Here is a 14,656-nt window from a genome sequence, read left to right on the forward strand (position 1 = left end):
GATGGCAGCATCTCCCCTCCTCCAGGTCCGCGGCCTCACACGCCGCTATGGCGTGCGCACCGGCCTGTTCGGCCCGCGGCACGAGGTCGTCGCCGTCGAGGGTGTCGATTTCACGATCGAACGCGGCGAGATCGTCGGCATCATCGGCGCCTCCGGTTCGGGCAAGTCCACGATCGGACGCCTGCTGACCGGGCTCGACGAACCTGATAGCGGCGAGATCCTGCTCGACGGCGCCAGGATCGACGGACTCTCCCACCAGGCACGCCGGCCCCTGCGCCGCCGTCTCCAGCTCGTGCTGCAGGATGCCTCCTCGGCCCTCAACCCGCGTCGGCGCGTGGGGACCCAGATCGCGACGCCCATGCTGCGTCTGGGCGTCGCCGGTAGTCGGGAGAAGGCGCACGAGCGGACGGCCGAGCTCCTCCGCCTGGTCGGCCTGGACGCGGATGCCGCGGAGCGCTATCCGCACGAATTCTCCGGCGGGCAGCGCCAGCGCATCAACATCGCCCGCTCGCTCGGCGTCGAGGCCGAATGCCTGATCCTCGACGAGCCGACCTCCGCCCTCGATGTCTCCGTGCAGGCGCAGATCCTGGCGCTGCTGCTCGAACTGAGGCAGCAGCTCGGCCTGACCTATCTGTTCATCAGCCACAATCTGGCGGTGGTGCAATCCTTCTGCGACCGCATCCTGGTGCTCGACAAGGGACGCCTGGTGGAAAACCTGCCGTCCCACACTATCACCAGGCAAACCAAGGCGCCGGCCACCCGTCGCCTGCTGGAGGCAAACCTGTCCTTGTCCCGCGTTCCAGCGGCCGAGCCCTAGATCGAAGCGGCTGTCGCTTGGCCTCGGGCACTTCCATCCCACCGGATTTCGCTTTCCATTTGCAAATGCTGATGCCGCTGCCCCCCGCTTGCGGCACAGATCCACGACCGAATCGCCGGCCTTGTGCTCCTTCAAGATCGCGATGATCCGTTCCTCCGAAAAGCGAATGCGCTTCATGCTCTGGTTCTCGTGGCAGGCCGGAGCGAACTTCAAACCCGATTAGGTCCAAGGGGCAACGTCGGTAGAGTTGGCTGCGGCGGCGTACAATGACTTGCACGCAACGGTTTGCCTCCACACCAGAAACCTGCGAATAGGTTGGAAAGCCCTGATCTCGATCAGTCGGCATTCGAAGATCGAACGGCCTGGCATTCGCCAAGGCGCCTATGTCACCTTTTTCCTTCTGCCCTGGTTTGAAGCGGGAGGAGGTGGTGGTTCGCTCTTGGCTTTACCCTTGCGACGTTGTTTGCCGAGACCAAGTTCCCTTGCGAGGCGAGACCGCTCGGCCGAATAATTCGGCGCGACCATGGGATAATCCCCGGGCAACCCCCACCTTTCCCGATATTGCGCGGGCGTCAGATCATAGGCGGCCCGCAAATGCCGGGCCAGAGATTTGAATCTGAGGCCGTCCTCCAGACAGACCACGTAATCGGGCGTAATGGATTTCTTGATCGGAACGGCGGGCCTTAGCAGAGTGTCCGCCTCGGCCGGTTTGGGATCATTCAGGCTGGCAAGGCTGCCATGGACTGCAAGGATCAGCTCGGCCACAAAAGTGGTGTCGATCTGATTGTTGGCGACGTAAGCCGAAACGATGTCGACGGTCAGATGCAGCAGATCTGTGTCTTCCTCGAGCATGTTTATTCACCTTCTTTCTATGTCGACGCCGAAGTGAATGACATTTCTCACTATTTATACAGTATTGTTGTGTCGACCCGGCTTCTTGGAAATTTTCCAGTTTTATGCAAAGCTTAACTTAAGCGGTCACAAGCAACACCATTTTCGTGTTCCACAAATTTCCTCGATCTCCTGTACTTATGTGTAAATCAGAACAGCCGGGAGCCAGCGGAGAATATTCAACTTACATTCACGGTTCTCAGGCCCGGAACTATCTGCTTAAGGTGGGACACCCTGTCCGCGCCCATTCGCCAGGGGCCACGGCCCACGACGCGCCTGTCATTCGGTGAACTCCACGGTGTGGCAGAAAGTGGTGCGACGCCACGCCATTGCTTGCGGTCGATGCCGATACCGCGCCTGGTGAACAGGTCCGTTCGCTGCTTGAACTCAACACGTGGTTTCGAGGTTATCAGCTGCAATAGACTTCGCCCGTCTTTTGTCCGCAAGTGCATGCAACCGTTGTCCCGAGCAAAGTCCTTGAGCGCAGGAATTCAGTTCAATTCATAGTCTATGTATATTGCGTCTCATCGAACATGTGCCTTGTGAAATAGACAGTTTCTGTACGACTTCGTGCTTTGAGTTTCTGCATGATGTTGTAAACGTGCACCTTCACCGTGTTTTCTTTTATGCGCAGCCTATCGGCAATGATCTTGTTTGGCTCGCCTTGTTGCAAGCATCTCAACACCGCCAATTGCCTTTTAGTAAATTGAGGTACCCCCTTGGGCTCTACCGCAGACCCATGCGAGCGGCTTTGCCCCGGCAAACATTTGAAACTATCGGCTGGCACGAAGATGCCTCCAGCCCGAACGAGGTGAATTGCCGCCAACGCCACGGCAAGACTTGTGTCCGCCGGAATATATCCGCGCGCGCCTTCCTCCAAAGCGCGGACGACCACTCTCGCCGAGACAATGCCGGAAAGAACGATGACCCAAGCGTCAGCGACCACGCTTCGTATCGTCCTAATGTCAGCCATCAGTTGATATTGTCGCTGCTGCCCAGCGACATAGAGCAGAACAATCGGCTTCGCGGAACGAGGCTCCGTCCGCCTCCATGCGGAAATCGTTTCATAAGCACTGACATTAAAATCGCGACAACATTCAGCAACAATGGCCGAGATGTCTGCCAAATTAGATTCTTGTCGACCAATGGCAATAAGTTCTGATCCAAATTTCCTAATATTCACGAAAATTCACCAGCCCTCGCACTTCTTATCATCCGCCATTTAATATTTTCGGCGCTCCAGCATATCGTTACGACTATCCGATATTTTGGGGAAAAATGGTGACTGAAGCATTTCTTTCGACTTATATGCAATGGCTGTTCTTGTATTAACACCCATCTTCTTCATAATGTTACGAATATGAACTTTGATTGTAGCTTCTTTTATATTTAAATCTTGAGCTATATCTGCGTTGGATTTACCACGACTTACACCCGCTATGATCTCAAATTGTCTTCGAGAAATATTAAACTTGTATTTGGCTTTTGAAGTAATCATCACGGGCTTATGCACTGGGACATCTTGCCGAAGTGACGAGATAGGCAAAAAACTACCTCCAACAATGACCAATTGTATCGCTTTCAGGGCGATTTCAATACTTTGATCATTGGGAATATATGCCCTGACTCCTATATTTATTGCTTCAATAATTCGAGATGGATTACTATTGTCGGAAATAATTGCAATGCCAATATTTGGCTTTCGTGAAATTATTACACGGAGATCATCAAGAGTTACACTTTGACCTATTTCAAATATAACTAGCAATGGAGACTGCCCGTGCCAATCACTAACGGCGTACCACTCGCGCAGATCCGAGAATGCCAAGATTGGAACGTTAGAAAACTCAGCGGCAAGAACCCGACCGACGCAGTCACGCCAAAGCGCCAATGGACACACTAGAACGATCGTATCGACGGTAGACATCCCCACGCCCCTTTGGATTAGCCACTCTTTACCAAACCTGTCCCGCCTTAATATAAATCAACTATGCGTCAGAATAGACTTAATCTGACACCGATATATAAATATAAAATATAAGAATTATATAAAACTACGACGTACAGAATTCAAGAATGTCTATTCCATCTCTTTTTGCCTTGCCATATAAATTCGGATATTCCTTCAAAGTGACAAAACAAACCACTAATACTGGAGAATAGTAGTTGAGAATATGCTCATCTCGCAGAACCTTTGCTGCCGTACCGTATCTAAACCAGGACGCGCGCTCCGCGATCATTTCAATGTCGTTTTCGCGCGCCCATTTATTCACTATTTTTCCAATACGGTCTTCTGCGGCGCGTATTATGCGGAACGCTCCATACTTGTATTTTATTTCATCGAGATTTTTAAATATAGATTTTTCGTCTGAAAACCTAAAGCTTCCACAAATTACTATATTTTGTATGCCAGAACCATTTATATGATACAAAGATCTCCTTGCATCACCATGTTCCATAGCTATGGCCGATATCTTGGTCATAGGCGGCATGTCACCCACAAGCGCCTGCCCGCATCTGCACTCGCGCATTGACTCTTTGCTACGTCTGCCTGGCGCGGAACTATTTGCAAAGAGGTCGCCCCTTTTTGGTGCCAACACCGGTGACATCTCGCAATGCAACTATCGGGCCCCAATGTGGAGTTTGGAGCCACCGATATTGCCCCACCTTTACGATGGAGCTCATTACATTAATTGCGATTACTGAGACCCTTATATCGAATATATATCAGACCATATTTTCTCTTGTTATTCTATACAATCTCAGTAACTGTCGAATCCTGTCACTTGTTGCCATCGATGTATATTTCATATCGCATCGATATCCGCCTTGGCTTTGTAAAAACCGTTTATTCCCAGAGAGATAGGCACGCACCTTCTACTCGGTGAAGGTAAAGCCCAGGCCGCGAATGGCATGCAGGGGTAGGAGCATGTTGGACTTCCTGGCCCTCCGGCGCAGGCGGCTTACGATGGTGTCAAGGTGGGCATAGTTGAAGTCGTAGACGTCAGCGCCCATGGCTTCGACCAGCGTGCTCCTCTCGACAGTGTTGCCGCGCTCCCTGAACAGGCATCCCAAAAGGCGTTGCTCGGAGACGGTCAGGCGCAGGCGGTGCCCCAGACCGTCAGTAAGTGTCCACCCCCCTTCCACCAGGGCCCACCGTGGAGCCTGAGGAGGAGCAGGCACCTTGCGATGCCTGATGAGACGATTGTGGAGTGCCACCACGGTGGCGGCCATTTCCCGAACATCGATAGGCTTCACCAGGTAGACATCAGCGCCTTTCTCAAGACCGACGATCCGGTCGTCGATAGACCCCCTGGCCGTGGCTATGATGATTCCAACCGATTGCGATGTCCGCAAATGGGCCGCTATCGACAGGCCGTCTTCATCTTGCAGGCCAATGTCGAGGATAACGATCTCGGGGGGCGTGGCGGCATAGGCTCGGTACAGGGCGGCAGCGCTGCCAAACCCACGTATGTTCAAGCCCAGTTTGGATAGGCCCAACACCATCTCTTCGCGAAAACCCTCGTCGTCATCAACAAGATAAACGAGAGGAGCAATCGCGACATCGCCCTGCTTAGCGTCTCCAGCGGACATCAATGTCCCTTCTATGCGGCAACTTCGTAATTCCCCGTCAAAAGGCCGTTTTCAAATCGCCAGGAAAGAAGAAAAATAAATGCATTTTCGCCATTCATTAGAATTAATATTTATTGTATTTTTACTTTAAAATATTGGCGTCTACTCCTTCCGATTTGAATCTAAAAATATTCCATATTACTTTGAGATTCCTGTCTATTAACCACGCCACCTACAATATTCTTCGTCCGAAGCACTTTTGCTTCGTTCAAATGTAAGTTTACTGAAAGAAATCGCATCCATTCCGGGCCCAATGATCTTGGTGCTTCGGTTAATGACGCCGATGCGTAAGCAAAAGTCCAAGCAAGTACTGTTCACCGACATAAAATCACCGCCACTATTTGGACAAGAAACTCGGAATTCGTGTTTCCAAGAGGAGCAGTTACCGCCCTCTCGGGCGCAATTGCCGCTTAATCACGGCCACGCCAAACCTCACACGTAAAGCAGCCACTAAACTACCAACCGAATACGCTGCGGCGGCAGCAATAACTGACGCAATTCTGAGCATGAAACAGAAAAATATGCACAAAACTCTGAAATAGATTTGCGATATGTATCAGTTACTCCAAACATACAGTTAAATTTTGGAGATAAACTAGGATTTTTATTCATGGATTTTTTCCAAAAAAACGTATTTTTTTAGCCTTTAGAGGGATATTGGAGATTATATTCTCAAAAAAATCTTCACAATCGCACTAAATGACACATTCTGTCATATGATGTATCTTAATTACACAATCCCGACGTGCATTTGATCAATAGAGATTCGCCTGGGGCGCTCTTTCAAATCGCCTCCATGGTGGCTGAGAAAACTCAGCGATGATCTTGAGCCACTCACTGCAGTCGTGGCGTTGATTTATTTTTGCGCTAAACAGTGAAGCTGGGAGCGCCCATGTAGTGATGAGAGCTCGAGAACCGGAACACGATAGCAACTGGCACAGGAGACGCCCCAACTATCGCATGGCAGAAGCGATCTGGAATCAATTCTCAATAACAATTTCGATTCTACGGCTTTACTTTCGAGGTCATATAGAATATTTTTTTGGATACCCTACGGCCGATTCAACAAGAGAATCGAAGCTATTTCGGAAGCGAGAAAATATGATGGTTTCTTTGATGCGTCTTCTCGCTTCGGTGGCTGCTGGCGCTGTATTGGTGAGCTGCGCTTCCAATATGGCGGCAACAACGTCGCAAACGGCGTCCGGTCCGTTGGTAGCAAGTGGGTTGTCGCAACGTGATGCTCGTTTCCTGGCATTGCTGCCCAATGCAAGAACCAACCCGGCCTATGCACGAACGGTTGTTGACAGTCCCACCAAGGCCCCTCCGGGCACGATCGTCGTCGATGCACAGAGGCACCTGCTATATTTCACTCTGCCGGACGGCAAGGCAATTCGTTATGTCGTGTCGACCGGACGTAACGGATTTGCCTGGAGGGGCGCGGTCTATGTCAATCATCAGGCCGAATGGCCGGATTGGAATCCGCCAAGTGAAATGCGCGGCAGGGATCCTCGCATGACGAAAACCGTTGGTGGCCCCGAAAATCCGCTTGGAGCCCGGGCGCTCTATCTCTACGCGAATGGAGCGGACACTCTTTATCGCATCCACGGCACCAATGATCCCTTCAGTATCGGCATGCCGGTTTCTTCGGGATGCATTCGCATGAGCAATGCCGACATCATCGATCTTGCCAGCCGCGTTCCCAATGGAACGCGTGTCATGGTGTATTGAGTGGCATAAGCAGAGTTATATTTCCGCTTGGACATTTGATTGCCGCATCTCAGGTGGCGGCAATCGCCTTTGAATGAACGCCGGCGGATTGTGCGGAACGTTCCTCTTTCAAGTTTTGCAAGTTTACTTCTTAGGTTTGGACGTCTTCCCAGTCCTGCCCGTTTGGGAACCACTCCCGGAAGGAGCCTTCTTGCTGCGCGGCGACTTCGCCGGCTTTTGCGATGGAGCATGCGAAGGCTCGGCACTCTTTGGCAGTTGCGTTGGCTCGTGCGGAGGCATGCCGAAGACGGACTGGAAACTTGGAAAGGCCTGGCGCATGACGATAGCCGGCACCGGTTTCTCGCTCTCGAACGCCGGCATCACCTGGGCGGGCATCTTCGCGATATCGCCCCCTTCGAGCTTGTCGGCATGAACCGGCGGCTTGAGACTGCGCTTGGTGCGGTGATCCTCGTCGGCGACCGTCCGCCCGCTGGGGGACTTGCCGACGAGATAGTTCTTCTGCCATTTCTGCTCCAGGGTGATCGGATCCCCCTGGGCAAGGCCGATATTGAACTTGGTGCGCTCGCTGAGCCAGATGTTGTATTCCCTCTCCAGCTGGGGCTCGTCCGCGAGCGGGCGAGTGACCGGCTGAACGCTCTCGATCGGCAGGCTCGGCACCAGCGTAATAAAGCAGAACGGCTCGTCCTTGGCGAAATAGACCGTGCCCGGCTCGGTGAACTTCCAGTTCATCGTGAAGGTGAAGGGCACCCAGCTGGTTTCCACCAAACCGTCGAGCGCCTGGATGCCGTGCTTGAGGCGATTGGGCGCACCGCGCGCCCACGTCATCCATCCCGGCGCCGTTCGGAAAAGATAGCCCGGGTGAAATGTGATGATGCCATGGCCGAAACCGAGGGACACGTGGTGCATGGAGGCCCGAGGATCGTCCGGACGCAGGATCACCTCGTCCTTGCCGTTAAGCCCCGTCCAGGTTGCCCAGAAGCCGGTTGGATTCAAAAGCTCCCATCCGGTGGTGTTGGCCATGGTCAAGGGCGTGCAGCGATAGGCAAAACGCTGGTTGGTAAAATCCATCCAATCGCGCTCGGCGGTACCTGGCACGAGACGAGGCGGATTTGATATCACGGAAAAGCACTGCAGTTGCGGTGCACTGATCGCCAGATCACTCATGCGGCGCTCTCACTTCGGGCCATGGTTCACGGGGCAGCCGAAGACGGGCTGGTTGAGCCCCCGCTTGACGCGATGATCGGCGTCGGCGACGCTTTTTCCCGACGGTGACTTGCCGGTCAAATAGTTCTTCTGCCACTTCTGGTCGCCCGCGAGAGGATCTCCGGCGTCCTTGGCCGCGCTGAATTTGCTGCGTTCGCTGGCCCACATGAGATATTCCCTATGCAAACCGGGCTCTTCCTCAAGCGGGCGGATGACCGGCTGGACATCTTCGATCGTCACGCTGGGCATCAGGGTCAGGAAGCAGAAGGGCTCGTCCTTCTCGAAATGCACCGTGCAGGGCCGCGTGAAGCGCCAATTCATGGTGAAGGTGAAGGGCAGCCAATTCGTCTCCACCACCCCATCGAGCGGGTGGATGCCGTCCTTGAAACGATTCGGCGAGCCACGAACCCAGACGACCCACCCCGGATCGGTGCGGAAGAGATAGCCGGGGTGAAAACTGATGATGCCGTGGCCGAAGAAGAAACCAGTCTGATGCAATTTCTCGCCGGCGACGTGGGGGCGTAGAATGATGTCGTTACGGCCATTTCCACCGGTCCAAGTCGCCGAGAAGCCCGATGGATTCAGCAGTTCCCAGCCTGTCGCATTGGCGATGGCCAAAGGCGTGCAGCGATAGGCATAGTGATCGCTCGTCCGATCCATCCACTCGCGCTCGCTGCCGGCGGCGACCAGTCGCGCAGGATTGGGATGGATGGAAAAGCCTTCGAGCTTCGGCGCCTGCATGGTGAAGATTCCGATTGAATATGTCGTCTCGCCCGAAATTACGGATCGGATCGAGAATTGGAGCGGGCCTCATTACCCTTTGAGTGCCAACAATTATGCTACCCGCGCATTCCGGACATCATTGAACGAGAAGCAATGCCTTTACGCCGGACAAGTGGCTCGCGACGATCGATCTCCCAGCCAGTTCAAGATCTCGCGTCTAAAGCACATCCGGTCATGCGCATCAATCTCAGTGGCCGCCCGGCAACTTCAACACCGCCGCTGCGCGTAAGGGGGTCCGAAAGGAGAAAGCCGCACAGTGCCACCGACTCGCCTCTAAACCAGCGGGACCTCCCGAACACCTGTTCGGAATTTGTGCGATCTTGTACCGTTCCGCCCTTCGAAAGGCCTCGGGAATAGCGCCTGCTTTCCCGAAGCCCCGTCCGGTCATGGGCGGCTCTTTTGCGAGCCACCCGATCATTGATACTGATCGATCTTCTTGAATCAGCCCGTCTTATGGGCCCGGAGGACCGGGTGGGCCAGCTGGGCCAGGCAACCCATCCTTTCCGGGGGTACCGTCTGTGCCAGGTGCTCCAGCTGGGCCAGGAGCTCCATCTGCCCCAGATGGGCCAGCTGGGCCAGCTGGGCCAGTCGGACCCTCGGGGCCGGGAGCACCGGGCGCGCCATCCGGTCCAGCTGGACCAGGAGCGCCAATAGGGCCAGGACTCCCGACATCACCCGGAGTGCCGGGCTGACCAGGCGCGCCATCTGTTCCGGGCGTGCCATCTGTTCCAGGCGTACCGTTCTGTCCAGGCGTGCCCGGAAGTCCGTCTTTCCCAGGCGTACCCGGTGCGCCCGGCGGGCCGACGACCACGATCGGAGGCGGCCGCTTGGTTCCCCTCGGCATCTCGGCGGCGTCTCGGCCGATATAGCTCGGCAGATAATCCTCGCGATCCCGCTGCTTGAGGGTACGTTCGGTCGGCGCATCCGGCGCCGTGAAGACACCGCCCCGCTTCTCGCCGAAACCATCGCCGCCATAGGAGACTGCCGGCACGCTGGTGTTGCTGCCCGTGCCCAGGAAGAAGCGCAGACCGCCCTGGATGGTCAGGTCGTTGCCCTTCTTGCTGCCGAAGGAGCTGTCGAAACCACTGCCCTTCTTGCCATAGGCCACATCCGCGAAGATGGAGGCGGCCGTATTGGTGTTGAAGTTCACGAGATATTCGGCACCGCCGACGACCTGGTTGCGACCACCGGTGTAACGATGGCCCACATTCAGCTTGAGATTGTCCGTCGCGTACCAGGCGACGCGCACATCATCGAAGAAGCGCAGCTTGCTGTTGAGGTTCTCGTATTCGAGACCGGCCACACCCTGCAGCGTGAAGGGACCCCAATAGAGCTGGCCCTCGAGGCCGCCCTTGGCATTCTGGTAGCCATAGACCGAGTTGCCCTGGCGCGACGCGAAATAGCCGGTGCCATACAGGAAACTGCCATAGCCGCCGATCGCACCGATGGTGGGATCGCGCCAGAACACATGGCCAGCCGCGCCATAGAAGCCGGTATTGCTCGCGACGCCCCCGATGACGTCGGCCTGCGCGCCGAACGATTGCCCGAGCGGCACCGCCAGCGAGCCGCCGGCATAGCCATAGCCCGAGCCGCCAAAGCTGTTGCCGCCCCCCAGTTCCAGCTTGCCGTTGACAGCGGCCACAGCCTGGGTGCCGGGCGGTGCCTGCACGGATCCGGCCACGGGCGTGGCGACCGGGGCCATTTCGACATAGTCGCGCCCGGCTCCGGCCGGCGCCACATGAGCCGTCTTCCGCCCCAGCCGCCGCAACTCGGCCTTCGCCTTGGAAGCCTCCGACGTCGCGACCTTCAGCTGGCTTTCCAACGCCTTCTGGCGATTCTGGAGGTCCACGATCATTTTGAAGAGTTGCTCGTTGGTCGCAGATTGCGCCCAACCCGTGGCGGGTGCCCAGAAGCACGCAATGGCTAGGACAGAACAACTTAGACTAAACTTTCCATGTATGGCCATGATTGACCTTTCTAAACAGAGGTTAGCCTAGGTCATGCACCGAAAGTTTGAGAATCATAATCTTCCCCCAACATCGACGATCACCAAACCAGCGAATCAGTAACGCAAAATCGTCGTCATTTCAAGAGTCGGTGAAGTATTTGCTTAAAAAATAACAAATATATCAAAAAAAATATAAAATTACCCTACGTAATGTAAGGCGATTTTCGAAACACCAATTGAAGGATTGCTCCTCACGCGCAACTGCCACTGGAGACGAAAAATATCATCTAATATAGCGGGCCATCACGAAACCACAGATCCACGGACATCCAAGATCCTGAAGGGACGCGGGAGCAGAGTAGAGTTTCTTCGACCGTCTTGATCGTATTCGGCTTGGTATCGATAGACTACGTCTCAAATTACGCTTTTCCGTCGCCGCCTTGAGGGCGACGACGGAAATTTTATTGGGTATAATGGGTCTTTCCACTTACCACTTGTAGCGGAAGCCCACCGTTCCCTTGGCGCTGTAGTTGTCACCCGAGGCGAGGGCGTGGCCGTAGCTTGCTTCGGCATAGAGACTGGACTTGTCGTTCCAGGCATAGGTCGCGCCCGTTCCGATTTCACCCCACAGGCGCTTGTCCTGCTGCTCGACGGTGCCGCCGGCGATCTTGACCGAGGTGTCGCCCATGAACTCGTAGCTCAGATTGGCGATGCCGTAGAACTGCAGGCGGCGGGTCTCGCCATCCTCGCCCTTCCAGCTGCTCAGGTTCTCGACCCGCACACCCAGGCGTCCGAGCACGCTGTCGCCGTCGCCGGGGGAGACCCGGTTGCCCAACGTATCGGTGAAGGAGGAGAAGTCGACATGGGTCCAGGACAACTGCGCCTGCGGCACCACCGACCAGCCCGATCCGACGTCGAAGCGCTTGCCGACCTCGAGGCTCAGAGCGCTTGCCCAGCCCTGATTGTTGCCGTTCTTGCTGGACAGACTGGAGTCGTACCAGGTGAACTGGCCGATCGCATCGGCATAGAGCCCATCATTGCCCAGCCAGGTCGCATTGACGCCCACGCCGTAGCCGTTGCTGGTGATCTTGCCCTTCGAGCGGACCGCCTTGGTGACGGGGTCCCGCGTGGTGTCGACCGTGACCCAGGAACGGCCCACCGTGGCATAGGCGCCCAGCGTCACCTGGCCTTCCGACGTCTCATAGGCCGTGCCTTCATAACCGGCCTGCAGGAAGCCGATGCCCTGGGTGTAGGAACCGCCCTTCTTCGGATCATAGGAGGCATAAAGGCCTCCGACGCGTCCCCAGGCGCCCTGCCCATAGATCACCGGTCCGCCGGGGGCATATTTCATCACCTGGTCCGAGGGCAGGTCAGCCGCGACCTGCGATCCGCCATTGGGCCAGATCCGGCCACCGGTGCGCTGCTGCAGCGTACCCAGCGTCGCCTGAGCGAAGTGGGAGAGCGCGCCGGCATAGACCACCGTGGTCTGCGCCTCGGAATTCAGTTCATTCGTCGAACGCAGGAACCAGTCGTTCGCACCACTCGCGCCGCCCATATACAGGCCGTAATCATAGGCGCCCGCCGCCACGGCCGAAGTGAGCCGGAAAGCATTCGCGTCCGAGGTACCACCCACCTCAATCACTTTGATGCCGTCTGTGGTCTGCGCGCCCAGGCCGCCGACATTGTGGACCGTCAGCTTCGTGGAGCCCGTGGCATCGCCGGTGATCACCAGCTTGTCGGTCTTCGAAGAGTCGTCGCCCAGCTCCGTGTCGAGCTCGACTGTGCCGCCCTGGCCGACATAATTGCCCTCGATGGTGGTGGTGTCGCCGGCGCCTTCGTCAGCCATGGTCAGCAGGCCGGCATTGTTGACGGTGCCGGCATTGTGCAAGACCGTGTTGGCGACGGCCGTGCCATCCTTGGCAGCGATGATCGTGCCGGTGTTGTTGATGGTGTTCTTGTCGGTTGCCGCGCCGAACCGGCTGGTGCCTCCGGAGGTGTCCCAGGTCCCGGAGTTATTGAGCGTATTGCCACTGTCACCGGTCAACTCAATCAAGCCCGTAACATGGCCTGTATTGGTGACCACCGCCTGTGCAGGACCTTCGGTAATAATCGCCCCGCTGGTGGAGAGACCAGAGCTGTTGCGGACGGTGCCGGAGTTGTTGATGTTGATCGCCGCATCGACGGAAAGGGCATGGATACCGTGAGTGTTCCCTTCCACAACACCGGTCGTGGTGATCGTCGTCGTGCCCGTACCATGCTGCTCGGTATAGATGCCATCGTTGTTGCCTGTGGCATTGTTCACCGCAACGTTGATGGCCTTTGTATTGACACCGGCTATGACGTTGACGGCATTGCCGCCACCATGCCCGGGAAATTCGGTTTCAATCGTCGTCGCCTTGCCGGTCACGATAACGTCAATTTTGCCGGTTGCGGCATCGGCGTTAACGACGTTGACACCGCCCATGTCGCCATATGCATTGTTGGCTTTGACATAGACGTCGCCGGTGCCGAAATTATTGGCCTCGATAGCGGCCCAACCGCCAAGACCAAAGCCGGCCTTCGCGGTGCCGTTGGACTCGATGTGTATTCCGCCGTTGCTGTTATTCGTAGCAAGAATGCCAAAGCCAGCACCGGTCGTATCACCTGCGGTGATCTGGATACTGGAATTCCCAGTCGTATTATTGTTGACCGCCAGAATTCCAGATTCATTGCCCGCGGTGAAAAATTCGTTCGTGGTCGCGCTGCCGTTAGACGTGACGACGAGATTACCCGTGCCGTTGTTTTCGGCATAGATGCCAAAGCTAGTGCCGTGCGTCGTCGTACCGGCATCCGTATTGACCGTAAGATCGCCGGTGGCCGCAGCGGTGTTCACATTATAGATGCCGTAGGTCCCATTGGCGACAACATCGCCATGGGTTGTAATTGCAGATTTTCCCGTGCCGCCATTAAGCGCCTGTATGCCGTTAGCACCAGCGGTTACATTATTGGCTGTGATGGTAAGGTCTGTCGTATTCGCATTCGTCGTGTTAACCAAGATACCATTGCCAACATTGGCCGTGATGTCGCCGACATTGACCTTGGTGTACCCCGCACCGGGACTGGCGTCGACAGTGAGGTTCACACCATGTCCACCGGTAGTGGTGATGGAGCCTACTGTGATATCGGTATTACCATCGCCGCTGGAGAAGCCAGAGATACCGCCGCCGCCGCCGCCGGTGATCGTTCCGACATTGACGGTGAAATTGTGGGTGTTCGGACCGTTGTCGAAGACGATGCCGGTGCCGATGCCGCCGTGGTCGGTGTCCGCGTTGATCGTGTTGGCGGTGACCGAAATATCGCCGGTGCCGTTGTTGCCATTCAAATTGATGCCGTTATCGGCAGCGTTAACCTCATTGACATCGATCGTCAGACCCGTGGAAGTGCCCCCCATGGTGGCGATGATGCCATCATTGGCCCCCGAGGTGATGACGCCGTCGGAGGTAACGTTGATGGTGCCGGTATTGCCCCCGGAAATAACAATGCCATTGCTGGCTCCCGTGATCGCCGACTGGTTAGCGTCGGTGAAGGAGACATCGCCGGTGCCGCTGCCAATGATGGTGATAGCCGTGCCGCCAGCATTGATGCCGAAGCCCGGCTGAGTCGTCACGGCGGGT

The 14,656-nt window shown here is 55.9% G+C and carries 11 protein-coding genes and 1 pseudogene; 2 read left to right on the top strand and 10 right to left on the bottom strand.

Features of this window, described 5'->3' with window-relative positions; all coding sequences use genetic code 11:
• Position 1: 1 nt before the first annotated feature.
• On the top strand, positions 2-817 hold the full coding sequence (locus tag BA190_RS17270; RefSeq protein ID WP_068290059.1) for an ATP-binding cassette domain-containing protein: 816 nt from the start codon (positions 2-4) through the stop codon (positions 815-817).
• A gap of 13 nt (positions 818-830) precedes the next feature.
• Here the strand turns inward: BA190_RS17270 and BA190_RS35315 are convergent.
• The 6 genes and pseudogenes from BA190_RS35315 to BA190_RS17285 form a co-directional block, all read right to left on the bottom strand.
• Positions 831-994, bottom strand: a pseudogene (locus tag BA190_RS35315) (transposase); the annotation flags it as partial.
• Positions 995-1,198: 204 nt separating this feature from the next.
• Complete coding sequence (locus BA190_RS17275) at positions 1,199-1,669, bottom strand: MucR family transcriptional regulator (RefSeq protein ID WP_068290061.1); 471 nt, start codon at positions 1,667-1,669, stop codon at positions 1,199-1,201.
• A 547-nt stretch (positions 1,670-2,216) separates the two neighbouring features.
• Positions 2,217-2,834 (bottom strand): response regulator transcription factor, encoded by a 618-nt coding sequence (locus BA190_RS17280; protein WP_156771554.1) that lies wholly within the window; start codon positions 2,832-2,834, stop codon positions 2,217-2,219.
• Positions 2,835-2,930: 96 nt separating this feature from the next.
• The gene (locus BA190_RS35320) at positions 2,931-3,635 is read right to left on the bottom strand and encodes a response regulator transcription factor (RefSeq protein ID WP_082979813.1); all 705 of its coding nucleotides are present in this window, start codon (positions 3,633-3,635) and stop codon (positions 2,931-2,933) included.
• 127 nt (positions 3,636-3,762) lie between these two features.
• The gene (locus tag BA190_RS35325; protein ID WP_082979814.1) at positions 3,763-4,317 is read right to left on the bottom strand and encodes an SLOG family protein; all 555 of its coding nucleotides are present in this window, start codon (positions 4,315-4,317) and stop codon (positions 3,763-3,765) included.
• A gap of 268 nt (positions 4,318-4,585) precedes the next feature.
• Entirely contained in the window at positions 4,586-5,302 is a 717-nt protein-coding gene (locus BA190_RS17285) for a response regulator transcription factor (RefSeq protein WP_068290065.1), read from the bottom strand.
• Positions 5,303-6,301: 999 nt separating this feature from the next.
• Between BA190_RS17285 and BA190_RS17290 the strand changes: the two genes are divergently transcribed.
• Positions 6,302-7,069 (top strand): L,D-transpeptidase, encoded by a 768-nt coding sequence (locus tag BA190_RS17290; RefSeq protein ID WP_305773777.1) that lies wholly within the window; start codon positions 6,302-6,304, stop codon positions 7,067-7,069.
• Positions 7,070-7,192: 123 nt separating this feature from the next.
• Here BA190_RS17290 and BA190_RS17295 read toward each other — a convergent pair whose 3' ends face one another.
• From BA190_RS17295 to BA190_RS17310, 4 genes are all read right to left on the bottom strand, one after another.
• Positions 7,193-8,233 carry a DUF6065 family protein gene (locus BA190_RS17295; RefSeq protein ID WP_156771555.1) on the bottom strand — a complete coding sequence of 347 codons (1,041 nt, stop codon included), beginning with the start codon at positions 8,231-8,233 and terminating at the stop codon, positions 7,193-7,195.
• A 9-nt stretch (positions 8,234-8,242) separates the two neighbouring features.
• Complete coding sequence (locus tag BA190_RS17300) at positions 8,243-9,013, bottom strand: DUF6065 family protein (protein ID WP_068290069.1); 771 nt, start codon at positions 9,011-9,013, stop codon at positions 8,243-8,245.
• A gap of 493 nt (positions 9,014-9,506) precedes the next feature.
• Positions 9,507-10,910 (bottom strand): collagen-like protein, encoded by a 1,404-nt coding sequence (locus tag BA190_RS36860; protein WP_068290071.1) that lies wholly within the window; start codon positions 10,908-10,910, stop codon positions 9,507-9,509.
• Between the two features lie 580 nt (positions 10,911-11,490).
• Positions 11,491-14,656: autotransporter outer membrane beta-barrel domain-containing protein (locus BA190_RS17310; protein WP_156771556.1), on the bottom strand; the 3,166-nt coding region annotated here is incomplete at its 5' end.

Origin of the sequence: Labrys sp. WJW (genome assembly GCF_001676615.1) — a bacterium.
Classification (GTDB): Bacteria; Pseudomonadota; Alphaproteobacteria; order Rhizobiales; family Labraceae; genus Labrys; species Labrys sedimenti.

Bases quoted from the DNA above. Each gene is read 5' to 3' on its own strand.
- BA190_RS17270 (WP_068290059.1), top strand. From the start codon at position 2: ATGGCAGCATCTCCCCTCCTCCAGGTCCGCGGCCTCACACGCCGCTAT.
- BA190_RS17275 (WP_068290061.1), bottom strand. From the start codon at position 1,669: ATGCTCGAGGAAGACACAGATCTGCTGCATCTGACCGTCGACATCGTT.
- BA190_RS35320 (WP_082979813.1), bottom strand. From the start codon at position 3,635: ATGTCTACCGTCGATACGATCGTTCTAGTGTGTCCATTGGCGCTTTGG.
- BA190_RS35325 (WP_082979814.1), bottom strand. From the start codon at position 4,317: ATGTCACCGGTGTTGGCACCAAAAAGGGGCGACCTCTTTGCAAATAGT.
- BA190_RS17285 (WP_068290065.1), bottom strand. From the start codon at position 5,302: ATGTCCGCTGGAGACGCTAAGCAGGGCGATGTCGCGATTGCTCCTCTC.
- BA190_RS17290 (WP_305773777.1), top strand. From the start codon at position 6,302: ATGGCAGAAGCGATCTGGAATCAATTCTCAATAACAATTTCGATTCTA.
- BA190_RS17295 (WP_156771555.1), bottom strand. From the start codon at position 8,233: ATGAGTGATCTGGCGATCAGTGCACCGCAACTGCAGTGCTTTTCCGTG.
- BA190_RS17300 (WP_068290069.1), bottom strand. From the start codon at position 9,013: ATGCAGGCGCCGAAGCTCGAAGGCTTTTCCATCCATCCCAATCCTGCG.
- BA190_RS36860 (WP_068290071.1), bottom strand. From the start codon at position 10,910: ATGATCGTGGACCTCCAGAATCGCCAGAAGGCGTTGGAAAGCCAGCTG.